The sequence below is a fragment of the Vibrio pectenicida genome, assembly GCA_024347015.1.
Classification (GTDB): Bacteria; Pseudomonadota; Gammaproteobacteria; order Enterobacterales; family Vibrionaceae; genus Vibrio; species Vibrio pectenicida.
Genome location: AP024889.1, coordinates 887,127 through 910,927, shown reverse-complemented (window position 1 = coordinate 910,927; position 23,801 = coordinate 887,127). Strand labels below are relative to the sequence as shown.

Here is a 23,801-nt window from a genome sequence, read left to right as displayed (position 1 = left end):
GTTTGTTTCAGCGTATTCGTTCTAACGGCAGTCTAGCTGATTTTGCTATACTGCAACTAATCTAAATATCCTGTCAGGTTGTATGCGATGAGCAAGAAAAAGTTGACCGAAAAAGAGTTGCTAGAAGGGATGACTCCTTATAATACCCACAGTGATTTGCTTGCAAAGAGCGAAACAAAACCTGATTGGATATCCTTCGCCGACGGGGGAGAACGGGTTACAGATGATTTCATGGCCAACCGAAATGAGGTTTTCGATGAACCTAGTTTAGAATTGCTGAACCCTGATATTTTTCTTTCAAACCTCAAGTTAGCACTTGATAGCCTTCCAGATGGTGATATTGAGTTTTGTGACTTGGGTAATGAAATTGGTCGAGTCATTGCTAATTTGAATTCATCAAATAAGGCACTTCTACGTGAAGTAATTTATGGAGTTGAACATGGTTTTGACATGATTAGCAAAGAAAGAGGAACTTCGAATGAGTAAGCTTGATGAATGGGTCGACAACAATATGACGTTAACCAGTATCATCATAATGGTTGTGGGCCTAACACTCGGATACATACTTTTCTAGTATCAAATACTAAGGCTTCGAGGAAAGCCTCAGTTGTTGCAAATTCTGCAACAACTCCAATCCAATCTTCTAATTGTGCAACAGTCTGTTGCACAAATCAGTCAAAATCAAAAATGCCCCTTTTCTGTTTAGAGTTGTTATTCATAACATTTCTGAGCACTCCCATTTGAACAAATATTACTTATGACTATATAGTGCAACTAACCACATAAGAGATAGCCACGCACGGATTATGGGTAACAGAAAGATCGCTGTATCAATTGACTCAGAAAACACTCCACACCCAAAGCTAAACTTGATTATTGAAGAGCTATCTAGTTTTGGGTAAATCATCGTTAAGTTTTAAGTAAAAACAATGAGTAACGATTATCACTCTATGTTCTGTCTGGTATGCTCAAAAAATAACAACGAGCTAATAGGAGGCACCTTCAGTGTGGTCTCTAAATATGACATATTCAATAGGTAAGCTAATAAAATGGATAACGCGAAACCAATTACACTCGTTTCTGAGGTCGTCGAGCGTAGTTTTACAAACGATTTTCACTGTTTAGTCGCATTAATTCAGCATCTAGGTGCTCATGAAAAATGGAACAGCAGAACACCAAGAAACATAGCTGATAGCATTGGCTTGGATGTAGAAGATGTAGAGAATGTTCTTGATGGATACCCCGCCTTTTTTAGAAAATCCTCTAATCTAAGTGCCCAGAAAGAACCTTTGTACTCTCTGCATATCAGGTATGCGAGAAGAGTTAAGAAACAAATTGAGGGAGAAAGCAGTCTCAAGGAATGGTCAGCACCATTGTCCTCTGAAGAAATGCAGATACTCCTTAACCTAGTAACAAATATGATTGGGTTAGAAGCCGAGAATCGACGTCTTAAAGAAGACTCAAGACACAACAATATGAAGGTTTGGGTTGCGCTGACTGGTGCTTTTGCCACGGCAATAGCGGCGATTCTAGCGCAGATTGTCAGTAGTAGTTCTTAAAAGGAATAATGATGAAACTCACTAAGTTCCGAGTTAGAAATTTTCGTTCAATCAATGATAGTGGTGAGATTACGACAAATGATTTAACAGCTATACTAGGTCGTAACGAAAGTGGCAAGTCCAACATTTTACTTGCTCTTCAACACTTAAATCCTCCGGGTGGCATAACTGATATTGAAGCCATAAAGAACTTCCCGCGCCATCGCAGACTTGCTGAACAGGATGAAAACACACCATTCCTTAACACCGAATGGAGGTTGTCACAGGAGGAAAGAGAATCCCTGTCTTCGATTTTTCCTAGAGCGTCTGAGGTTTCAACTGTCACTATTGCCCGCCGATACGGAAGCACTAGATATATTGGTTTCTCCGGCTTAAAAGACCTGAGCTTAGATATAAAAGCAATAAACAGAAATATTGATAAAATAGTTACGCTACTAGATGCTTTAAAAACAGATGAAAATGCTGATAGCGTCGATACTGCTGTGCAGCAGGTAAGCATGCTGAAAGCAACAGCTACACATTCTGCCAATAGTTGGTTGGAAGCAGTTTTAGACCAATATGACCAAGTGCTTAGAGGTGCCGCGCAATACACGTTAGAAAAACAAGACGACTTCCTCGACCTGAAAGATGAGTTCGTACAAATAGTTATGGCTTTAGATGATGGCGAACAAGAGAAAAAAGCCCGTAACTTTATAATGGAATGCCTCCCTGTATTTGTATATATCGATGAATACCCACATTTGGATGGACATCAAAACCTCAGCATCCTTAGTCAGCACAGACAAAATCACCAGTTGACTGCGGAGGACGAGGGTTTCATTAAATTGTGTAAGGTTGCGGATATAGACCCATCTAAGCTCCAAGAGTTAGCATCAGATCCTGAGACACGAAACCAGCTCGTTAATAGAGCAGGGGCTGTTGTTACCAGTGAAATTAGACGCTTATGGACAGACCGCGAGTTGAAAGTCCGCTTCAATTTGGATGGCAACTTTTTTGATACCTACGTATCTGACCCAACGTCTACTTATGATGTTGAAGTTAACCTTAACGAAAGGAGCCGAGGTTTTAGGTGGTTCTTTTCATTCTATATTACGTTTTTTGCAGATACACACGGCGGGGATGCAGAAAATGCGATCATTCTTCTAGATGAGCCAGGACTTTATCTGCACGCAAAATCTCAAAGTGATTTGTTAAAACATCTTGATGACGACTTTAGCAATCAGATTATTTATACAACGCATTCACCTTTCTTGGTCCCAACAAAGCAACTTTCTACGGTTAAGACCGTGAATATATGCCAAGAAAAAGGAACAACAGTTACTAATGATCCTACTGGTGATTCAACTACGTTATTCCCTTTACAAGCGGCGCTCGGATATGAAGTTTCTCAGTCGCTATTTATCGGTTCAAACAATTTGGTTGTTGAAGGGGTTACGGATTTTTGGTACCTGTCCTCGATGTCTGAATACCTGAAATCGCTGGGTAGGACAGGTCTAATGGATAAAATAACTATAACTCCAGCTGGAGGGGCTCAAAAAATACCATACTTAGTGAGTTTGTTGTCGTCTCAACACCTCAATCTATTGGTGTTACTCGATCATGAGAAAGATGCAATTGCCACTAAGACCGATTTGATAGCTAATCACAAGCTATCTAAAAGAAACGTCATCTTAGTTTCTGAAGCAATAGATAGCGATGTCACTGAATTGGATATTGAAGACCTTTTTGGTTCAGATTACTTTCTTTCTCTCGCAGAGGAAGCCTACAGGGATGAAATAACTGATGATCTCAAATACAACGATAATATTCCAAGGGTCTGTAAACGATTCGAAAAAGCGATGAAGGATTTCGGATTAAAGAAGCAGTTTGTAAAAGCAAAACCAGCAAGAATATTTATGGGTAAACTCTCCGAAGGAAAAGAAAACTATCTTCCAGAAGAAGTAATCGATAGCTTTGAGTCGCTATTCAAACTTATCAATAAACGAATGAAATAGGCTTATAAGGGGGATATGCAAATCCCCCTATCTCTACCCGACATTGGGCACGCATAGAAGATATCTCATCTCAAAGATTCAGGAACTTGGTTGAGGCAAATTATCACTTGAGCACAACGACGTTCTAGTGCCCAATACTAACCTCCTTTTATTAAATTCAACTCAGAGAGCATGATGGAACTCATTGAAAAGTTTATAAATTACCTACAGGATAATCATGAGTGGTTATTTAGTGGTCTTGGAACGTACGTAATCTCTGGTATTGCAGCAGTTCTGTTGGCTGTGCTCACAATAAAGATACGGAACAAGCGCAGTTTGGCTAATCAAAAGATAAAGTCAGGCAAGAAATCCATAAATATCCAATCTGGCAGAGATACACGTTTCTAGGAGTTACAATGTTCAACAAGCAGAAGATAGACTCTGGTGATGAGTCTATTAACATTCAGGCAGGGAGAGATGTTCATATTAACTCTCAGTTTCAATTTTCTCTTGAGGAACTGAAGGCATTTTTGAACGAGTCACAGACCTCTCTTCCAGCACTGTCTATCAAATATCTGGTATCACAGACCTTTGATGATCTAATTGCTATAGCAAACAGTAACTTAGAGGTTATCCCTGTGATGAATCCGTTGCTTGTTGAAAACAATGTATTCACTTCTCTTCAAGAGCTAACAAGGAGTGAGAGCGGAAGATATCGAGATTTGGGTAAATATGGGAATAACTTTAATAGTGTTGAAGATTACTTAAAAGAATACCCTGAAGCTGAGATTGTTGAAGGGAGACAAGGTAGGTTTCCTTACTTTGATACTATTAGATCACCTGAGTTTGAGGAGCTTGAAAAGCTCTCAGAAGATGACCCTCTGACAAGAGCAATACTTGATCATAAGGTTCACGAGAAGTTTCCGACAGCACTCATCGGAACCTATGAGCATGGCTGTTGGGGGGTGCCTTTGATCGAAGAATATATATTAAGAGGTGTTTGGGGGGTATTCCTCACCATTACAAATAACTCTGATACCAACATTATTTTTGAGCAATTAGAAAGTGAAACACACCTGAGTCAAACCTTCGAGAGCACTTCTAAGGCTACTCTCAAATCTCTAGCTTATACTTTACCTAGAGCGCCTATAAAGCCGAATGAAACGGTTGTTATCCCTGTAAGCATATTGATTACTCCAATCGGAGGCATAACAACAAATGAAATCTCTAGAATCCCGAAATTTGCCGATGGAGAATGGTTTAGAGAACTAAGCCATCAATCAGGGTCGCCTGACGACTTAGAAGAAATGTTGAGTTTTGGGACGCTCATTGCACCAAAATCTATTAGCTTTCAAAGTCAAAACAAAAAACACTCCGTAGACATACATGACTTTGATATCACCAACATGTATACAATAAACAGAGCATGGCAATGTGGTTCCTGCCCACATTTGTTCTTCACTTCGGATCAGGCAGTATACATAAGAGAGTTGCTTCCAGATGGTCAAAACACTACCGTCTCAGATTCTTTTACTGTCCCTGAGAATGTAAAACAGTTCACAATTGCCGAGCTGGAAGACGAGACTACTTATATCGATAGCTTATACATCAATGATGTGCTTACTGCTAAAAGCCTAAAATTAGACACGGGTGACTCTGTTAGCTTTTTTGTTAGTTCAGGCGATACAGTCCGGTTACAAGGGCGATATCTCACTCATAGAGACTCAGCAAGTGATGCACCATTTGGTACTTACCGAAACTCGCTGATCAACGACTATCTAAATTCAAATCGTGACTTACGTATAAACTAGTACCTTATATTTACTCAGAAAACGTTAGCTTTGGCAGTTCGTAACTCAGAAGTGCCCCATTGTCATTATTTTGCACATAAAATCGCTTGCTCTTCTAGCTTCAAATTTCCCCCATTAAAGTTCATGTGAAAGGCATGCGACTCACTTCGTAATTGCTAATTAAAAGTGAATAATTAGCAATTAACTGTCTGAGGGTATGCTGAAAATGGTTTTGAGTCACTTCGGGACAAAAGAGTGACGCTTTGTGTCTACGTCACGGGCTGCTTGTTTGTGTTGCAGCTTCGGCTATTTAAGAAGTCGAGTTGAGTTTTGCTCTCCTTCTCTAACTCACCGACATAGATTAATGATGTCTCGATATTGGCGTATTTTCCGCTTCTGCTTGCACTAAACCAGTTGAATGACCCCACCGCCATATACCGATCATCAGCAAAAACGCTTTTACTATGGACACCATTTATCACATTGATAACGATACCAAGCTGTTCCAAGATCGCGCAGCAATGTCGAAACGCTTTTATTTTATTGGTATCCGGGTGGTTTGCGACAGTGGTATTGAAATGTCTGTCGGTGTGTATGGTTATCTGGACACCTTTGTGCAGTGCTGTTTTTAGTAGTTCTAACTGCCCTGTTGATTGCAGTTTGTCTAGCTGTAACCAAGGCGAGACGATATCTATTTTTCTTTGTACTTCCCTCAGCAGTTTTGATAAGAACGCATCGTGTTCTTCGGCATTGGTTAGCAGTTTCGGATGGCCGCATATTTGTAATAAATCGGGGCGTTGGCCAACACTAAACTCCAGCTCATTTCGCTCGTCAGTAAAGAGATACTTGGCGAGTAATCCTCGTGGAGAAGATGATGGCGCAGCTTCAATGATATCCAAATCACCAAACACCAAGAATGCATCTTTGGCTCTAGAGACAGCGACGTTGAGCATTGACGGATCCATATCGATAAACCCGCCATCGTTGTGTCTGGTATACACTTGGGAAAAAATAATGATTTTTCGTTCAGCTCCTTGAAGAGAGTGAACGGTGCCAACGGTTAGTTGGTCATCCCCCTTGCCTGCTTTGATATCGAACTCACTACACGCGGTCTTGATCTGGTTCACTTGGGCTGAAAATGGAGTAATGATACCCACACACTTGGCCAGTGGCTCGCCGTAGTAATTCTCTATTTCAATCTTATTGGCATGTAACCATGCAGCGATAGTTTCTGCTTCTAACTTATTGCGTCGGCTACCGCTAAATGATTCCGCGATACCGTCGACGTGCAAATGACTGAAAGGAGAGTAGAGGCTATCTTCGGTCGCTTGTCCCCGCTTGGGGATCAGGATACCTTGATAGCAAAGGTCATTGCAGTATGAGATTAGTTCATCGTAGCAGCGTCTATGTTCTTGCAAAAACATTCCAGGCTCAACTTCCGGCATATAATGAAAGCGGCTTGCTTGTTGCGCTACATGCATCACACTGCCAGTCACTACACTTCGGCCTTGCTCTTGAATGACAGTGTATTCATCATCAGAACTGATAATTTTATGCTGTTTTAAATTACCCCGATCAATTGATGAGCACACATTTCTAATCGGCGGGATTTGGTAAATATCACCGATCACCAACGCTTTTTTGGCTAGTGAAAACGAGGCCGCGGCAACCTCTGGAGCTACTTGGCCTGCTTCATCAACGATCAAAAGGTCGATTTCATTAAGCAGATAGTCAGTTTCAAATTCATTGTTCCCAACGTGAGACTGGTAAGTCATATGAGAAGGTAGAGAATGGAACGTTGATACAATGCAAGGAGTGAGCATCATTCGACGTTGCCAGCGAGGACGAACTGTTTTCAAACCTGTTTTCCGGGCCTGCTTGTTCAGCTCTTGACCCAAATCTCGGCAACTGAGTAGCCAGCATGCTTCCCAGTAATGGACAGCTAAGCGGAACATTCGAAAACGGATCGTGATATCTAAAACCGAATCGATGTCGGTCAATTGTGGAATAGTTTGTTCTGGAGAGCCTTCAGTAAAGTTATTGATAGAATCAAGCCAATTCCGTTGTGATTGCTCAAACTCTTGATACTGCTCTAACCAAGATTGATACCGATTTTTTTGTTCGTCAAAATCGTCTTTTTTACTAGAAAATATTTTCTTGAGTAGGCTCTCAAATCGGTCTGATGACAGGTTTTCAATTTGCTCTTCATCGTTCTCAATAAGGTTAAACATGAAACTCCTACGCTGGAGCTCAAGTTTATTCTTGATTGGCGGTAACCACTTAAACAGAGTTAACCATGTAGATTCATTGCCGAGGTAGCTTCGCCACGCAGTTAACTGTTCTTTGGCGTTATCTTTCAATGCTTGCGCATTAGAAACGGCTTGTTGTTGATCTACCAATGTTTGTTGGGGATTATGCCCCAGCCGAGAATGGATGTCAGTCAGTTGGCGGTTGTAGTGATGCCAATTGTTTTGGATGTAATCTAACTGGTTTTGATGTTGGCGCAATTCGGCAAGGAGATGCGCTTTAACTTGCGTTACATCAGCAAAATTCTGTTGTGGAAACGCCTGTTTTGCTCTATCCAAATAATGCGCTTGGGCTTGATCGACAAAATCCAACTGCTCGACTTTTTCATAGAAATGCTTAGTTTGGTAACTTTTGGCAGCTTCCATTTCTCCATACGCCGATGGCAGGTAGCCACCATAGCTAAAAATGTCAGGCAACCATCGGCCCGATAGCTCGTCCTCGCCTTCATCGAAGTCTTTACCAAAAGCATCAATGATGTTGGTTACTGCTTGATTATTAGTCGATGCCGCAATGATTAGCGGCGGCTGACTCTCTTTTAGCGCAGATTCGATCCACAGTGACGCGACTACAGATAGAACAAACGTTGTTTTACCTGTGCCAGGAGGACCATTTACCGCAAGAATATCGCCTTCTTGCATAGCTAAGGTATGGGCCAAAGCATCGCATTGTGCTTTAGCTAGCGGGAATTGACTATTTGAGTGGCCAAAACGCGAATTCACTGTATGAGATACATCAATACATTCATCGTGGTTGGTTACTGTTTTTACCGCGTAACTATCAAGCAGAGGCAAGGTTGTGCTTGAATTGCTTAGGTTATCGTACAGTTTTAAAATATGCCTTGAAGCACCCGAGCACTCGTTGGTTTTGTTGACTAAACCACGACTTTCAATGTCTTCGTAAAACTGCTCGATTCGGTTTCTATCGCAGTAATCGGCAAATAGTTTTTGAGTGAGCCCGTAGTAGTTGTGCCAATCTTTTTGATGGTTTTGATACTGTTCTTCTTGTTCGAATTTGGCAGGAATACTTTCATTAGACAGCGCTGGAATTTCATTTGTTGTCAGGAATTTATCGATCTTATCAACGTCAGCGATAGTAAAGGTGTCATTTCCTTGAGGAGCAAGCAAATCACGAGGTATGAATGGCGCTGTGTGAGGAAATAATAGTCCTTCACGGCTGACCCATAAAGAGCAGACAATCGGTGTCAGTACACCAGGCATATTACCACTGTAATCTTTGCCATGAACTTTCCGAAGATAATAGGTGATCGGTCGATGATGAATTTGTACGGCGGTTAGGGTATCTGGTTCGTTGCGAAACAGGTCTTCTAGCAACGTAGAATCAGGTTTGAGCTTACCTTCTTTGAACTCGTCGGTTGTGGCTCGCACATAGTTCTTCAGATCTTGTTTTTTTAATGCACCTTTCGCGCTATCGGCATCGGCAAGAGAATTACGCCAATAGTGAATCCAGCCCTGATTATTCATACCCGGTCCTTGAAGTTTTCGCGTTAAGCGTGTGATTTTAGTCGAATATTCTATTACCAGTGGAGTATTTTTTGTTAGAACTTTGAGCACTTTCTTACTCGGCGACCTTTGAACCATTCGGATGATGACTATTTGAGCAGTCGAAGAATTGAGGCAGGGGTATTAAAGTCTATTTTCCCAATGTCATATGATTTCAATGATTAATTATGTGAATATTTGGATACTGGTGACTTATGGATGGGTACACAACTTTTAAGCTGTATTAGTGGTTTCTATAACGTATCGCAAACATCGCGTTTGTTGGGCAAGTCAAGTCCAGAGCGTTGCTGCGTGATTAGTGTGTGAGGTACACGCTTGTCTATTCTAAACATCTAAATCAGAAAAATTTCGCATTTATATTCATCTTAGACTTAAGTAATTGATGAAACTGCAATAAAAAAACCAATGTGTTTGGCGTTATTTTTAGCTGCAGTACAAAGTAATTTCTGTCCAAAAATGGTTTATAAATTGCTAAAGATCGCCCCTGCATTTGCCATTAAAGAAGTTTACTCATTTCTGGTACACTGTCGGCTTGCGCTAACAAGTATTCACACTCTGTTTGGGCTAGTGAGACACATAGTTCTATGTGTTCACGCTCTTCGTCATCGACTCCTTGAGCTTCGGTAAGTCCAACCGTTTCCTTCAGGGCATTCTTTATGGCATCAATGGTTTCTACCATTATGGAAGCCATTTTGGTGCCTGAATAGCCGAGCAGAGCACCGAATTCAGCTAAATCATAGCTGGTAATAGGGTGTTTGAAGTTACCTTTCGGTGGATTTTGAAAGTCTTCGCTTTCCCAATCTCCAATCGACATCGCAAAATATTGAGGGATACTGGCGGCACGCCCCTCATCAGCAGACAATTTACCGCTTTGTGAGTTGCGTTTTGCTCCCTCTTGAGCAATAGCTTCTATGTTGACTAAATCATAAAAAGGGGTCAATTCCAGGCCTTTAGGGGTCACGAAGAAGCTAATATTTTTGCCATGGGCATCGTAGTTTAGCGTTGCTAGATTAAAGAGCATCCACTGGGTAAGCTTTAGGTTGGTGATTACCGTGTCTATGGTTTTGACGCTCAGTAGGCGTGGGAAAGAAACGCCATCACGCATATATACACCATCGCCTTCATCCCCATTCTGACGCTCGTATTTGTAACCTGGAGGTAAGTCAGTCGCCTGACAGCCATCAATCACGTGTTTTCGTTGAACGACATCACGAGCCTCGATATAGGCACGATCGAACCGCTCTATCATCAGTGTCCTAGTCTTCCCAATACGGGTTAACTCAACATTAGCGACATCCAAACCTGCTAGCTTAGCTAATGTCATGCAAAAGAACTCATTCACAGCAATACACGGTGCTTTACCGCTTTCAAACTTCAGAATGTAGTTCGAACTTAATTTTCCTTCACCAAATCCCCATTCATCACCGCGCTTAAGTAAGTTTAACTTGTTTTGCACACCGGCAACTGAAAGGCGAACCTTACCGTCCCAATAAACTAATGGGGCTAAATCTCGCTGAAGTCGTTCTATGAGCTCATCATCAGGAACAGATCTAAAGCTGGTTTCCTGAGGTTCTGAGTTTGGAACTCGAAAAGATAATGCACCAGATGTTTCCGCACCAAGCTTACGAATCAGCCCGAACGTGTTGCTTTTGGAGATAGTGGTGTTTTGTATCATCTCCTCAAAGGCTTCTCCTTCAGGAAGGAGATTTCTGAGGTAGTTCTCAATACTACGTGGCGAAGCCCGATCATCGAAAGGGATGTGTGGCGAAATCGGGAAACCAGTGTGTTTCCATTCATCTTCATAGATGAATGAGAACTCTGTTTCTGTTCCGACAGGAAGAATCAAACGACCAATTTTGGTATTCGTACCGATAAACACGTCTAACTGTTGTAACTTACTCATACCAACCGTCCTCATTGCTTCTCACGCTGTTTTCAGCTTGGGAGGTTATTTGGCTATGTGGACGAACAAATAGGTTTAAATCGATAAGGCGTAACGACAGCCCTAAGATGTCCATGAGGACGAGTACATTGGCAAAGGTGACACTAGTATCGCCTTTTTCTACTTTCATGACTGTTCTACGAGATAAGTTGGCTTTTGAAGCGAGATCATCAATACGCCAGCCTCTATCGGTGCGCTTTGAGCGAATGGCGCTCCCCAGCGTTTCCATACTGAACTCGGTATTCAAATCAGGCATAGGTTGTGCCTTTACCATCTTACCTTTTTTCATAAGTGCCTTTTAATGTACTTTTGTTACTATTGGGGTCGTCTCAATATATAAGTTCACTATAACTCACTTTTGAAGTGTCTGTATAAGAAATTATTTAAAAGTGTAATTTAAGTAACTTATGTTTAGTTTGCTAGTTGTATGTTCGTTCCAATAAGTGGCAATCTGTTTTTGCTAAACTAGAGTAAGCGTGTCATAAAATCACCATGTGAATAGAATAAGGTTCTAAGCAGCAATGAAAGTTAAAATTGAGAAGACCTGTGATGGTGAAGCTTTCTTCAACATTCCAGAAATACTGCAAGAAGAATTGCAATGGGAAGAAGGCGATCAAATCGAATGGCTCGACAATAACGATGGCTCATGGACTTTACGCAAAGTTGAACTTGAGGATGATACCCAGTCGAAGTCTATAGAGTACATTCTTTCACAACACCCTACTTTAAAAGAGCAAATGGAGGATGTGTTTGAGGACTCTGGTTTGAGAGCAGAATGGTTAACTTCCGCAATTCCAGCGCTATCTGGTCTAACTCCGCTAGAAGTTGTGCTTAAAGGCGATTTAAAACGCGTTTTAGATGCATTAAATCGTATCAAGTATGGTGACTTTTCTTGAGATGTTTTTATCTCAAAAGATCAGGTTGATATGTTGATCCATTGGCCATCTCTTTCCGGATGAAGCCTACTTTGTAAGGCAGAGATACGCTATATGGGCTGGAACTAACACGCTTGTACCCAATCATAGTGTGTCTAAGAGCCTATATCGCAGAACCAAACAGACCAACTTTCCCTGCTATGTCAGAAAAGTGGCTTTGTGACAAGACCATTGGTAGGTTTCCAGTTAAGCCGTATATCCGTACTTCAACTTATTGATCTCTTCTGTTACCAGAATGATACCGGTTATTGTGTCACAGAATGAAAGTGGTGTTTCGTTTTCAAACACCAAACTGGGTTTATTTAACCAGCGTAATGTCGCATCACGATCACCAAAATACTCATCTGCTTCTTTGACCATATCTGCAAGCATAAGAGCATGTTCACTGGCCGTTGGGCTTAGCGTTGCGTTCGGCTCTTTAATTTTTCGCTGGAGAGTACGCAGATTAACGCCAATAATTTTCGCGTAATCTGTCTTAGTCAAACCAAGAGTTAACATTCCTCTATCCAGCGTTTCAACAGGAAGCCCTTGACGAATAATTTTTAGACTATCAATTACGCTCTGAGCTTTACGCTTCTCACCTCCGAGCATTTCATAAGCTGCACTGAACATTAAAGTACCTCCGAATCTAACTACATTTACACAATAGGTGACATATGACGTAGCCTGATAACTTTAACACGGAAATGTTTCGACGTTTGCTAGTTGCATAATCTTTTCAATTAATAGCAAGCTGGCTTTGCTTCACTAAAACTAGTCCAAGCATCGTATTTTTGTAAATGCTATAAACGAGCAGTGGTTCATGGAAAACAGCTAAAATAGATGTACTGATAGGATTGTTTGCTAGTAATAATTAGCGCTATGTAAACCATGGGAGGACTAGGATGTTGTTTTTAAGTGTTGTATTCGCATTAAGTTTAGCCATTGGTGTTTTTGCTCTCTATGCGCAAAAAGTTCACATTTGGCTCTCGAAACATATGGATGAATATGAGAAAGAGCTAGAGAAAAACAATCCAGAAGAGCTAAAAAAGCTGAAGAAAAAATACCAGCGTTAACAACCAATCACCTGATTCAACCGTAAATTTTATTAAATTTTCGGTTAATCTTACCGCAATTCATGCCAGTTTTCTGGGAAATTCAGATTCAACCGTAAATGAGGTTAAATTTACGGTTATTACTCCTACCTACTAATTCAAGCTTTTGGGAAACACAAAGACAGGCAATACTAGTGGTTGGATGTCATTTTTTTACCATGTGTGGATGCCCTGTTTGTTTCGATTGCAGATAGTGTCCAGAGGTTTCCAAAAAAGTTCACAGCAAACTCACCTTCGCCCCTAAACGTGCTGGACGAAGCGCTAGCAGCCATAAAATTAATTTGGGTAACAAGCTGTTACCTCATTCCTAGCTAGCACGGGCTTCACCTACCCTCAACCAGAGTGGACATGGACTTTCTACTTAGTTTTAGTTGGACCGCATTCAATCCTCATTTATTCAGAGGTCAGCATTAAGTGCGTAGTATCATAAAATGTAAAATCAGTGCTGGTGCTCTTATTCTCTAGCAGGTGCCAGGCGTATACTGGTGTAAGTTTGTTACTTTAATACGCAGAGAATTATTCATGTCAGTTATACGCCATATAGAAATACAAAACTTTAGAACAATCAAAAAGCTATCATGGCACCCAAAGCCAGGGTTAAATTGCCTAATTGGCCCCGGTGATTCAGGTAAATCTACACTATTAGATGCTATCGATCTTACGCTCGGTGCTCGACGTTTTTATTCATTCAACGATGCTGATTTTTACCAACTTAATATCCAATCTCCTCTATCGATAACAATCACCCTAGGTGATCTGCATGATGATCTGAAGAATATCGAAAGCTATGGATTCTTCTTAAGGGGATATAATGCTACTACTCAAGAAATCCTTGATGAGCCTCAGCAAGGTACTGAAACTGTTCTAACCATAAAATTAACTGTAGATTGTAACTTAGACCCAGATTGGCGACTGTATTCGGAAAGGGCTGAAGCGGATGGATTAGAACGTAGATTACCATGGAAACATAGAGAGCTTTTATCTCCTGCTCGCTTGGGTACAACTGCGCACCAGAACCTCGCTTGGGGCAGCCGTTCAATCCTTAACAAGCTTTCTGAAGAGACATTGGATGTATCAAGCACTCTTGCGCAGTTAGGAAGACAAACCCGTGAAGCCTTCGCACAACAACAAGTTGAAGGGGTTGCTGGCGTTTTGCAACAAGTCCAGAATATATCCAATGGCTTAGGTGTTCCTGTTGGCGAACTGAAAGCATTATTAGATGTAAATGGAATCTCCTTATCCAATGGTGCTATAAGTCTTCACAACAGTGATAATACTCCTCTTAGACAATTAGGCACAGGTTCGTCCAGACTTCTCATTAGCGGCCTACAGAAAGCGGCCAGTCACTCTAAAGTAATCATTGTTGATGAAGCTGAATACGGACTAGAGCCATATCGAATTACTCGTTTACTCAACGAGCTAGGCTCTAAAGATGTTGAGCCAACGCAACAAGTTTTCATCACAACTCACTCGCCTTATGTGCTTCGTGAATTGCAGGCTCAACAACTCCACGTAATGCGCAGACCTACACCGGCTCAGATAGCTTTTGGCCCTGAACATATTCAACATACGATATACAGTCTAAACGGAGAAGGTCTACAGCAAGCAACGTTACGCGCTTGCGCTGAATCCTTCTTCAGCAAAAGTGTTATAGTTTGTGAAGGAAAAACGGAAATTGGGATAGTAAGAGGAATAGATCTTCATTTCGATCAGACGATTACATCCAAAGGCGTCCATTGTGCGGACGGTGGTGGTGATGCCATGTTTGCAAGGGCGCAAATTTTTTCGTCACTAGGTTACCCTACAGCAATTTTTAAGGATTCAGATAAAGCTGAACAGCATCGAGAGCACAGAGAAAATGCTATAGCAGCTGGTATTTCTGTATTTGAATGGGATCATAATAGAGCAACAGAGGATGTTATCTTTACTGCTTGTCCCGCGACCGTTATCCCAGAGCTATTGAATATGGCCGTTGAAAGGAAAGGAGCCGACTCAATAAACGCTCATATTCAAGCGTATTCAAATCAGGCGGTAACTCTAGAAGATTGCCTTGAGCGATTTACAGATGACCAACGAGTCATCCTCGCAAAAGCTGCCAATAAAAAGAGTTGGTTTAAAGATATAGAACCCGCAGAAAATGTAGGAAGATATATTATTGGTCCTAATTACGGTTCTTTCACAGAAGATTTAACTACACCTGTACATAATCTATTTAGTTGGGCGATTAATTTATGAACATTGAATCTGTGCTCGATAGCGATTTAGGTTCAATTGTTGCGCCTGCAGGTTGTGGTAAGACACACCTGATTACGGAAGCTTTGTCGATTAGGGTGCAAAAACCGATATTGGTTCTAACACATACAACCGCAGGTGTATCGGCTCTTAAGAAACGCTTACGCCGATTATCAGTTCCTGCTTCTCATTATGTAGTCACAACTATTGATGGCTGGGCGCTTCGAGTAGCTAACAGTTTTCCGAAATCTTGCCCAATCAGCGCATCACCCGATAATCCTCGACAGTTTTATCCGGAACTCAGGCGATCGGTGCTTAGTTCTCTAAATTCAGGGAGGCTTCACGAAATCATAAAGGCTTCATATTCAAGACTGCTAGTAGATGAATACCAAGATTGTGACAACAACCAACATAATATCATCGCCTCCCTCTCACAAGTGCTGCCAACGGTGGTTTTTGGTGACCCGATGCAATGCATATTCAGTTTTGCAGGCCCAATGCCTGACTGGCAGCAAGAAGTGCAGCAAAGGTTCCCGCTGCTTGGAACCTTAGGAACACCATGGCGTTGGAACAATGCGGGAGCTCCTGACCTTGGTGAATGGATACTTGAAGCCAGAGAAACACTACTACGAAGAGGGATCTTAGATCTTACCGACTGCCCGAACCACGTGCTGTGGCATCCACTAACAGGTAACGCTCAGACTGACCTTATTAATCAGCAGAATGCTCAGCAAAGGATAATCAATCAAAATCAGACTGATTCTTTCCTGGTCATTGGTAGTTCAATGAACGAAAGGTCTCGACATAGATACGCGCAAAGTAGCCATACGACTCAAGTCGTTGAGCAAGTGCAATTAGCTCAGGTTATTACTGCAGCTAGCGAGTTTGATCGTTTAAACGGTATAAATCTTGTAGAAAGTATTCTTACCACAGCGAGTACAATGGCAACTAATGTTGAAATGACACGAACATTAACTCGTGTTCAAAGTATTCTTGGTCGAAGAAATAGGCAACCACCAACCACCTTTGAACATGCTCTATATAACGTTGCCATTAGTAATGAACGTTCTGACATTTTGACGGCTCTCCAAGAAGTTGAGAGTAAAAATGGTACTAGGATATACCGTAGAAGCGCATATACCGCATTGAAAGACTCAGTATCATTGTCGGTTAGTTCACCGGATAAAACTATGTCAGAGTCAGCAATGATTATAAGGGAGCAGATAAGACAAAAAGGTGATACCCGAATCCCTAAACGAGCAATTGGCTCAACATTGCTACTTAAAGGACTGGAAGCCGATCATTGCTTAATTCTCGATGCTAATGATAGAGGAATGGACAATAAACACCTGTACGTTGCACTTTCTCGTGGAGCAAAAACTGTCACAGTTTTCTCTCGAAATAATCAAATAATCTAATTGCTACGCAAAATGTAGTGTTGTCACCTGTGGGAGAGCTCATTCTATACCGAGCATTAAAGTATCAAACTAACATGGCAGTAATCGTATAGGCGATGCTGTCATTTCCAGTTCAGAAATGCCCCATCCCGAATTAACTCAACTATTAAGCATCTATTAGCAAGACCAGAATTCCGCACCTCATCATATATTGAACTCTATGACCCATGTCTATGCTTTGAGTTACATATGAATCTATAATTTACCGCTTATAGAATGAATGATAGGTCTCATAAACGAATCATTCTTTATTTCATCAAAGATTCAAAGGACGACAATGAAGCTAGATATTCGCTCACCTCAAGGTATTCATGCAACAGAGCACAAAGCAATTACAGAGCTGGCTGCAGGACTTCGACCCTCATGGTATGGCTATGCTTCATTCCTGATAGCCGATCGAGCGGGCTCTATGGAGATCGACCTTCTAATACTTACTCATAGCAGAATTTTACTTGTAGAAGTTAAGCACTGGTCGGGCACCATTGAGTCGGATGGGAAAACTTGGAGGCAAACCAAGGCATCAGGGCAGTCTAGAACTCAAGCTTCTCCTGTCACGATAAAACGAGAACATGCACAAAGGCTGAGCAGCTTGTTTGATAAGCATTTGAAGAGTCGTTGGAACTGCTATTATCCTATTGAAACATGTGTTGTACTCAGCGGTGAAGCCGAAATAGTACAAATGCCAGAGTGGGAAAGACAAATGGTATTCACTCTGGAGGAGTTCTTAGAAATCCGTTCTGAAAAGGGGTTTGAGCGATTACTTCCTAAACGTGAGCACGAAAGAATGCTCAAATCCGGAAAGCTGCTGAGACCAAATACAGATCGCCAAGTAAGGATTTTTGAAAACTGGCTTAATGGAGGTGGTTGTATTAAGCCTCGTCAAAGAGAGGCTGGCGGTTATGTGATGACGGATCCAACACCAGTTTTCCAACACAAGAGTGGCATCTATTCTGAGTATATTGGTGAACATAGAAATATGGGGGGTAACCAAGCGCTGCTTCGTGCATGGGACTTCAACCAACTCGGGGGATTAGCTCTAACTCAAGAACAAAGGGCTTTTTTAGGCTTAAGAGAGCAGCGAGCGATTAACTATGTTGGACAAAAAGACTATCAGCTTCGCAAAGATTACTTAATGCAGCCTCAACAGCAACTGACAAAAGAAGAAGTTACTGAAGATTTAATAGAAGTTTATGAAAAACCGCCACTTTTTGAAAGGCTAGATGAGTATTTAGTTACGGTGAGCCATGAGAAAGAAAAGCGGCTAGAACTTCTTAGAGCGCTCTTGGTTCCTTTCGCTAGTCTACATACAGTAGGGTTGGCTCATAGAGATATTGCTTACGAACGTTTGTACTACAACCATCAATCACAATCTATCACCGTTAGCGGCTTAGTTGCTGCTAGGTTTCCAGATCCACAAAACAGAAGTGTTGGTGACTTGCGAGAGAAACTAGCAACTTCAGCAATCCCGTTACCGGAAGAGATATATGGCGAGATTGAGATTGATGCTTGTAAAATAGATGTCTATTTGCTTGGTGTAATAGCTTATCGCATAGCTTTTGACTCAACTCTGCCAGTCACTGAGGATGGTATTTCTTGGAAGTTAGCTAAAAAAGATCCATTCGATGGGGAACTCAATAACTGGTTAACTCAAGCCCTCTCATTGGATCCAGCAGAGCGACAAGCTGATGCTGGTGAGATGCTAAGTCAGTTGACGGAGTTGTTTGCCCTAGACCACGAAAGATCATCCGGTGTTGATATAGAGATCATGTCAGCTCTAGAAGCGTTTCGCTCGCCTATTAACCTAATGGTTGATTTTCCTCCCCTTGAAGCCCCATCTCAAGATTTCGATAGAAGCAGAATGACTTACAAGTCCTCTTATGAGGGAAAGCCGGTCATAGTAAGAATATGGACTGGATTACAACCTCAGGTTGCGGATGCAGGGCAGAACAGGCGATTAATTCGTTTCATTGAGCGATGCCAGTTACTTCATCAACACACTCTACCAATACCTAATTTAATTGGGTTTGGTTTCTCAATGATGGGTTTATATACAATCCAAGAATATCTTGAGGAAGGAGAAGTACTTAGTAATTGGGAGAATGTTTCTAGTGTCTCTGGAGAAGAAGAACTAACCATTGTACAAAGTTTGATCAACGCTGTTAATAAACTTCATGCTACTGAAGTAGGACACGGTGACTTAAAGCCAGAGAATATTTTACTTCAATCTGATCGTCACAATTTGAAAATCAACTTTCTAGATATTTTAGATATTGATGTAAATGGCCTACCAATGAAGAGTGACGAGTATAAACCTCTTCAAGATGTGAGTGCTAAAGCAAGAGATAGGTTTGCGACATATTTGATAGTTAAGAAGCTCGTAGAGGGGGATGTACAATCTTATGCGGGGATATTAGCTGAAATTAATAATGCTCTTGGTGAAGATGGTCAGCAGGTCCCTATTAGCTTGGATCCTCTTCAAGAGAGCCTCAAGATGGCAATGACACCTGACGAGCCAGTAGTTGAGCCTATAAATATTTCTTGGCCAAGGATATCAATAGAGGGAGACTCTAATAACTTTTTGTCTGATCAAGGCTTGTTTTACTTAACTGTAAGATCTCTACCGGAGTCTATACAGATTTTTATTACTGGTTTGAAGCAGAAGGTAACTTTGGAGGTTTTGTGGAAAGAGGACGACAAATATTTGGTGCTACGTAATGTACGTACCAAACAGGTCTTGCCCGCAGAGCTTATGAGAGACGCGCAACAAGCTAACAATCCAAAGCGTGAACGTAGTCAAGTTATTACCCAGACCTTCCAATTGAATAAGACCGATCGAGTAACAAAAGATGAAGAGATTCTGAGTAGTTACTTGATGACTTTACCTGTTGTTAAAAGTGCTTTGTTCAGTGATTCAAGTGACATAAATGAAGAAAAAGAAATAGAGGTATCGAACTCATTTGATTTGCATCGTCTATGGTCAACTCTGGTGAATGCCGAAAGAGATTTACACCCCACAGTTACAGTCGCAACTAAACCAGAAAAGAAAAATGGTAACTATTATGTTCAAATAGAAGAAAGTCTTGAGGAGTTTGGATATCTTGACTCTGACGATCAGATTCAACTGTTGAGCGATTCACTAGATGAGCAGTGGAACTATGGTTCTCTTGATTTAGCACAATCCAAAGGTGATACTTTAGTTATTAATGACGCTAGGTCAATGGGCTTTTTGCGACCTGGCAATCAACTTAAATTGGTGGAGGTTAGAAGTGAAACTAGCTGGCAGCGCCGTAGAAAAGCACTGCATTCAGTATTACAACATGAAACACTAATTCCTGATTTAGTTGATTGGTTTGATCCATGTAAACCGAACCCAACCCCTTCAATAACGCCCTTACCAACTCCTGACGACTCCTCATTAGATTCATATGGATTAGATGAAAGCAAAAAAGCAGCTTTTGTTCACGTACTGCAAAAACCGCTATCGGTTGTGATGGGGCCTCCTGGAACAGGTAAAACAACAATGCTATCGGCATTGTTAGATTACTTAAGTCGAGAGCCCTCTGTGGAGCGTATTTTGCTGGTATCACAGTCTCATGTTGCGGTGAATGAACTTGCGGTTAGAGCTAGACAGTTAATGCGTAAGACAGGAGATTCAAAAGAGTCCTATTCTGAGCCCTCTATGGTAAGGCTAGGAGACAAACAGAAAATTGATGATGAGTTATTAGATGTTCATGTTGAGTCTCTACAAGCGAGATATCGAACTGCATTCCATAGGGATTTAGACGCCAGAATGGTTGCTCTGGCTTCCCGCCTAAGACTTCCAAGAGACTTAGTCGCTGAAGCTGGAGATCTTTATAGGCGTTTCGGGCCAGAACTGTATCAATTCATCAAGGCTAAAGATGAACTATTCAAACTTCAGGTAAAAATGGATGAGCTTGAGGAACAGCGTCGTCCGAAGAAGCAGTTTGATAGAACTAGAAAAAGGTTAGAGAGACTAACAGATGCACTCAATCATGGATTGCAAGCATACGTGGAGCTCCCAACTCCTATTCTTGATTCTGAAGACCCAATTTCAGAGCTATTGGCTCATATTGGCGAAAAACATCAGGTACGAAACCCCAAAGCACTATCAAGACTGAAGGGAGTAATTGATGTTAGTAATAACTGGATGCTTCGTCTTGCTGCTGATGCTGATGGGTTTGCAGGGTTTGCTGCACGTACTCGCAAACTAGTTATAGGCACCCTAGTTGGGATAGGTAAAGGTGCTTATAACCTTTCGCAAAATACCTATGATGTGGCCATTATAGATGAAGCTGGGAGAGCTACGGCTAGTGAGCTTTCAATAGCGATGCAATCTGCTCGAAGAGTTATTCTCGTGGGCGATCATAAGCAGCTACCGCCTCTTACAGACCACCATTTAGTTAATCAAGTATCAAAAAGTTTAAATGTACCGAAATCTGAAGTTGTTAAGACAGATTTCGAGAGAGCGTTTTTATCTACTGATGGTGTAATGCTAACGACACAATATCGAATGGCTCCTCCGATTGGAAACCTAATAAGTCATGTCTTTTATGATAATGAGCTTATAACAGGGCGTGGCCACGCGGATAAGTGGATGAATAAACTACCTAGTCCATGGCAAAAAACGGTTACTTGGCTAAATACAAGTGAGTTACGTGAAGATAAATTGACGAAGAACGGTAACTCGAGAGTCTACGGTGCTCGCAACACTGCAGAAGTTGACCTGATATGTACTTCTTTACGCAAACTTGCTGAAAGTGAAGAATCATTGACTAAGTTGCATGAGTGGAATAGCAAGGACAATGCTCCTCCAATAGGAATTATCACAGGCTACCGTCATCAAGTAAACGCTATAAGAGAGCGTTTAGATACAGATACATGGGCAAGCGGTATTCGTTCATTAGTTAGGATAGACACAATAGATTCTTATCAAGGCTCTGAGAATCGAATTATCATTTTATCTCTAGTCCGAAATAACTCAAAAAAGGATGTTGGGTTTGTAGATGATGCTCCTCGAGTAAACGTCGCAATATCCCGTGCTAAAGAACGGTTGCTGATTTTGGGTGCATCAAAGATATGGTCAGCTAGAAATGAAAAGTCCCCGCTGGGTAATGTGTTCCGCTATATCCAATCTCAAGTTGAAGCCAAGGATTCCGAGTATCAACAAATTACTCCAAGAGACTTAAAGGATAAGCGCACTACAAAGAATGCATCAGCTAATAAAATGAAGCCAGAGGTTACCCATGATTGAAAATACACTATATGCTCAAAGAAACGATCAACCTCTTAAAGTTCATACATTATCGTTGCTCGTACCTGCTAGACGCTATGAAGCGAATTTTGATGTAACAGCTCAACAAGCTCTCCCGGCGATCATTGAGTGTGCGTTAATGTTGATTGCACAACTAGATAAAATATCTGCTAGTGAGCTCCAAGATTACTTTGGTCTCAATAGTAATGAACGTGAAGGCTTACTTAAAGAGGTTTTGGAGACGGGGTTGGCTGAAGAGGACCGCGATGGCTTGCTCGTACCATCACGTCGGCTTCGTGAAGCTCGAAGCAATCAACAAGGGATCAGCTTAGAGGAAATAGTAAACTACAACCAGAGCTTTGTTGTTGATCATTTGACCTGCTCTATACAGCCTCGGGCAGATGACAAGCCATTGAGAGGGCTTCCAACACTTGAAGTGAGTCAAGACAAGGAACAAGCAGACCCTGCAAGTTTATTTACCTCACAGTTTGATAGATTTCAACAATCCACAACAGTAGATAAGCTAAAACGATTTAACACAAAACTTTATCGCATAAACCACTGTAACTATGTGCAATTGACTTACTTGCCAGTATCTCTAGATGTTTACGCTAGTTCTGACCCGCTGACTGGGCTTAGGTTAAAGTCTGAATTAATTGGATTCCCAGAGCAAGTGAGAGGTTTATTAACGACCAGTGGTTTACATGGCGAAGTCAACAAGTACTTCGATACTCCAATACGATCTACTCCGAAGCTTGATTTCATAGAATATACTAAAGCAGTAGATGACCCAATTCTGCCTACTTACATTGATGATGGACATCTTGATTTAGGGAAGCTTTTACGAGATAAGAAACAGCGAAAAATAGACTATGAAAATGACATGACGATGATGCTTATTGGGCCACTGTACCTCGATAGTAACAGAGGAAAGCTGATGAATTGGTTGTCCCATATTACGAATAACACTAGATTGGCTAAAGCTATCTGGCTACCAGCATCAACGGCTACTTGGGGAGCTCATGTTGGTCTCAAGCAATTTATCAGCATTTGCAACAAAACACTGGCGAGTTATAAGAGTAGTTTGGAGTTTCTAGTTCCTGTACGAGATAAGCATGAGCGATTTAATGTCAATGATAGATTTGGAGCAAGTATTTCTAGGATTGTTGGTTTGCCAAAATCACCTGATTTAAATGAAATGGAGATTTTTGTTATTCCTGGTGACCCAGGTTGGGCTATGGTCCAATACCATGCCAGACTCCCAGAAAGTTGTGGTATGTCAGGCGTAACTCTGCCGGTTGGATATTGTACCTATGACCCATATAAGGTAGAGCTTATTTGGTCTCTTTTAAAAGAGCGTTTGGGGCATGATCTTCAGAATGTGTCAGCTGTTAATGGTGATCAAGAGGAAGATTCAGGTCTTGCGAAACTTTTAGACTCAGATTGGGAGACGATAAAAGCAGACTATAACACCAGCGTTAAAGAGCGTGCCGAAGTCTAAATGACAGGAATAGGGAATGATTGGACTGACACTAACACGTTTCTGTCCGTGCGACCTGAAGTCGTATGAAGCGTTGTTCACCACGATAAGAGTGAACCATCTGTATCACCAGATGACCCTAGGATTCTGAATAAAGCAGCGAATCCGACAATGTAACGAAACTCGGTTGTTAGACTGAGTGGGAACTGAATTGTGAGAGAACGTTCCTCCTGATAACCA

14 protein-coding genes are annotated in these 23,801 nt (G+C 41.4%); 10 read left to right on the top strand and 4 right to left on the bottom strand.

Annotated features, from left to right (window positions below; translation table 11 throughout):
- The first annotated feature begins 87 nt into the window (after positions 1 to 87).
- The 4 genes from OCV27_RS04280 to OCV27_RS04265 all read left to right on the top strand — a co-directional run bounded on the left by OCV27_RS04280 (position 88) and on the right by OCV27_RS04265 (position 5,343).
- Positions 88 to 486: an AbrB/MazE/SpoVT family DNA-binding domain-containing protein gene (locus OCV27_RS04280; protein WP_125319439.1), complete on the top strand. Its 399-nt coding sequence runs from the start codon at positions 88 to 90 to the stop codon at positions 484 to 486.
- A gap of 563 nt (positions 487 to 1,049) precedes the next feature.
- On the top strand, positions 1,050 to 1,559 hold the full coding sequence (locus OCV27_RS04275; protein WP_125319438.1) for a hypothetical protein: 510 nt from the start codon (positions 1,050 to 1,052) through the stop codon (positions 1,557 to 1,559).
- Between the two features lie 8 nt (positions 1,560 to 1,567).
- Positions 1,568 to 3,553, top strand: a complete 1,986-nt coding sequence (locus OCV27_RS04270) for an AAA family ATPase (RefSeq protein WP_230860950.1) — start codon at positions 1,568 to 1,570, stop codon at positions 3,551 to 3,553.
- Positions 3,554 to 3,948: 395 nt separating this feature from the next.
- Positions 3,949 to 5,343 (top strand): hypothetical protein, encoded by a 1,395-nt coding sequence (locus OCV27_RS04265; RefSeq protein WP_125319437.1) that lies wholly within the window; start codon positions 3,949 to 3,951, stop codon positions 5,341 to 5,343.
- 248 nt (positions 5,344 to 5,591) lie between these two features.
- On the opposite strand, the gene OCV27_RS04260 is transcribed toward OCV27_RS04265, so the two are convergent.
- From OCV27_RS04260 to OCV27_RS04250, 3 genes are all read right to left on the bottom strand, one after another.
- Positions 5,592 to 9,110: an AAA domain-containing protein gene (locus OCV27_RS04260; protein WP_125319436.1), complete on the bottom strand. Its 3,519-nt coding sequence runs from the start codon at positions 9,108 to 9,110 to the stop codon at positions 5,592 to 5,594.
- Between the two features lie 535 nt (positions 9,111 to 9,645).
- Positions 9,646 to 11,052, bottom strand: a complete 1,407-nt coding sequence (locus OCV27_RS04255; RefSeq protein ID WP_171346970.1) for a HipA domain-containing protein — start codon at positions 11,050 to 11,052, stop codon at positions 9,646 to 9,648.
- Positions 11,045 to 11,380 carry a helix-turn-helix domain-containing protein gene (locus tag OCV27_RS04250; RefSeq protein WP_020904247.1) on the bottom strand — a complete coding sequence of 112 codons (336 nt, stop codon included), beginning with the start codon at positions 11,378 to 11,380 and terminating at the stop codon, positions 11,045 to 11,047. The genes OCV27_RS04255 and OCV27_RS04250 overlap by 8 nt, the downstream gene beginning before the upstream one ends.
- 232 nt (positions 11,381 to 11,612) lie before the next feature.
- On the opposite strand from OCV27_RS04250, the gene OCV27_RS04245 reads away from it, so the two are divergent.
- Positions 11,613 to 11,987, top strand: coding sequence for an MbcA/ParS/Xre antitoxin family protein (locus OCV27_RS04245; protein ID WP_038885217.1), 375 nt, complete (start codon positions 11,613 to 11,615; stop codon positions 11,985 to 11,987).
- A gap of 225 nt (positions 11,988 to 12,212) precedes the next feature.
- On the opposite strand, the gene parS is transcribed toward OCV27_RS04245, so the two are convergent.
- Positions 12,213 to 12,638 (bottom strand): type II RES/Xre toxin-antitoxin system antitoxin, encoded by a 426-nt coding sequence (gene parS, locus OCV27_RS04240; protein ID WP_125319434.1) that lies wholly within the window; start codon positions 12,636 to 12,638, stop codon positions 12,213 to 12,215.
- A 272-nt stretch (positions 12,639 to 12,910) separates the two neighbouring features.
- Between parS and OCV27_RS04235 the strand changes: the two genes are divergently transcribed.
- The 5 genes from OCV27_RS04235 (at position 12,911) to OCV27_RS04215 (ending at position 23,582) form a co-directional block, all read left to right on the top strand.
- Positions 12,911 to 13,081 carry a hypothetical protein gene (locus OCV27_RS04235; protein ID WP_019281385.1) on the top strand — a complete coding sequence of 57 codons (171 nt, stop codon included), beginning with the start codon at positions 12,911 to 12,913 and terminating at the stop codon, positions 13,079 to 13,081.
- 561 nt (positions 13,082 to 13,642) lie between these two features.
- Positions 13,643 to 15,355, top strand: coding sequence for an ATP-dependent nuclease (locus OCV27_RS04230; protein ID WP_125319433.1), 1,713 nt, complete (start codon positions 13,643 to 13,645; stop codon positions 15,353 to 15,355).
- Positions 15,352 to 16,770: a UvrD-helicase domain-containing protein gene (locus OCV27_RS04225; RefSeq protein WP_125319432.1), complete on the top strand. Its 1,419-nt coding sequence runs from the start codon at positions 15,352 to 15,354 to the stop codon at positions 16,768 to 16,770. Before OCV27_RS04230 ends, OCV27_RS04225 begins: the two co-directional genes overlap by 4 nt.
- A gap of 316 nt (positions 16,771 to 17,086) precedes the next feature.
- Positions 17,087 to 22,081: an AAA domain-containing protein gene (locus tag OCV27_RS04220; RefSeq protein ID WP_171346972.1), complete on the top strand. Its 4,995-nt coding sequence runs from the start codon at positions 17,087 to 17,089 to the stop codon at positions 22,079 to 22,081.
- Positions 22,074 to 23,582: a hypothetical protein gene (locus OCV27_RS04215; protein ID WP_125319430.1), complete on the top strand. Its 1,509-nt coding sequence runs from the start codon at positions 22,074 to 22,076 to the stop codon at positions 23,580 to 23,582. Before OCV27_RS04220 ends, OCV27_RS04215 begins: the two co-directional genes overlap by 8 nt.
- Positions 23,583 to 23,801: the final 219 nt, after the last annotated feature.

Bases quoted from the DNA above. Each gene is read 5' to 3' on its own strand.
- OCV27_RS04250 (WP_020904247.1), bottom strand. From the start codon at position 11,380: ATGAAAAAAGGTAAGATGGTAAAGGCACAACCTATGCCTGATTTGAAT.
- OCV27_RS04245 (WP_038885217.1), top strand. From the start codon at position 11,613: ATGAAAGTTAAAATTGAGAAGACCTGTGATGGTGAAGCTTTCTTCAAC.
- OCV27_RS04230 (WP_125319433.1), top strand. From the start codon at position 13,643: ATGTCAGTTATACGCCATATAGAAATACAAAACTTTAGAACAATCAAA.
- OCV27_RS04225 (WP_125319432.1), top strand. From the start codon at position 15,352: ATGAACATTGAATCTGTGCTCGATAGCGATTTAGGTTCAATTGTTGCG.
- OCV27_RS04235 (WP_019281385.1), top strand. From the start codon at position 12,911: ATGTTGTTTTTAAGTGTTGTATTCGCATTAAGTTTAGCCATTGGTGTT.
- OCV27_RS04275 (WP_125319438.1), top strand. From the start codon at position 1,050: ATGGATAACGCGAAACCAATTACACTCGTTTCTGAGGTCGTCGAGCGT.
- OCV27_RS04280 (WP_125319439.1), top strand. From the start codon at position 88: ATGAGCAAGAAAAAGTTGACCGAAAAAGAGTTGCTAGAAGGGATGACT.
- OCV27_RS04215 (WP_125319430.1), top strand. From the start codon at position 22,074: ATGATTGAAAATACACTATATGCTCAAAGAAACGATCAACCTCTTAAA.
- OCV27_RS04265 (WP_125319437.1), top strand. From the start codon at position 3,949: ATGTTCAACAAGCAGAAGATAGACTCTGGTGATGAGTCTATTAACATT.
- OCV27_RS04255 (WP_171346970.1), bottom strand. From the start codon at position 11,052: ATGAGTAAGTTACAACAGTTAGACGTGTTTATCGGTACGAATACCAAA.
- OCV27_RS04220 (WP_171346972.1), top strand. From the start codon at position 17,087: ATGAAGCTAGATATTCGCTCACCTCAAGGTATTCATGCAACAGAGCAC.
- OCV27_RS04270 (WP_230860950.1), top strand. From the start codon at position 1,568: ATGATGAAACTCACTAAGTTCCGAGTTAGAAATTTTCGTTCAATCAAT.
- OCV27_RS04260 (WP_125319436.1), bottom strand. From the start codon at position 9,110: ATGAATAATCAGGGCTGGATTCACTATTGGCGTAATTCTCTTGCCGAT.
- parS (WP_125319434.1), bottom strand. From the start codon at position 12,638: ATGTTCAGTGCAGCTTATGAAATGCTCGGAGGTGAGAAGCGTAAAGCT.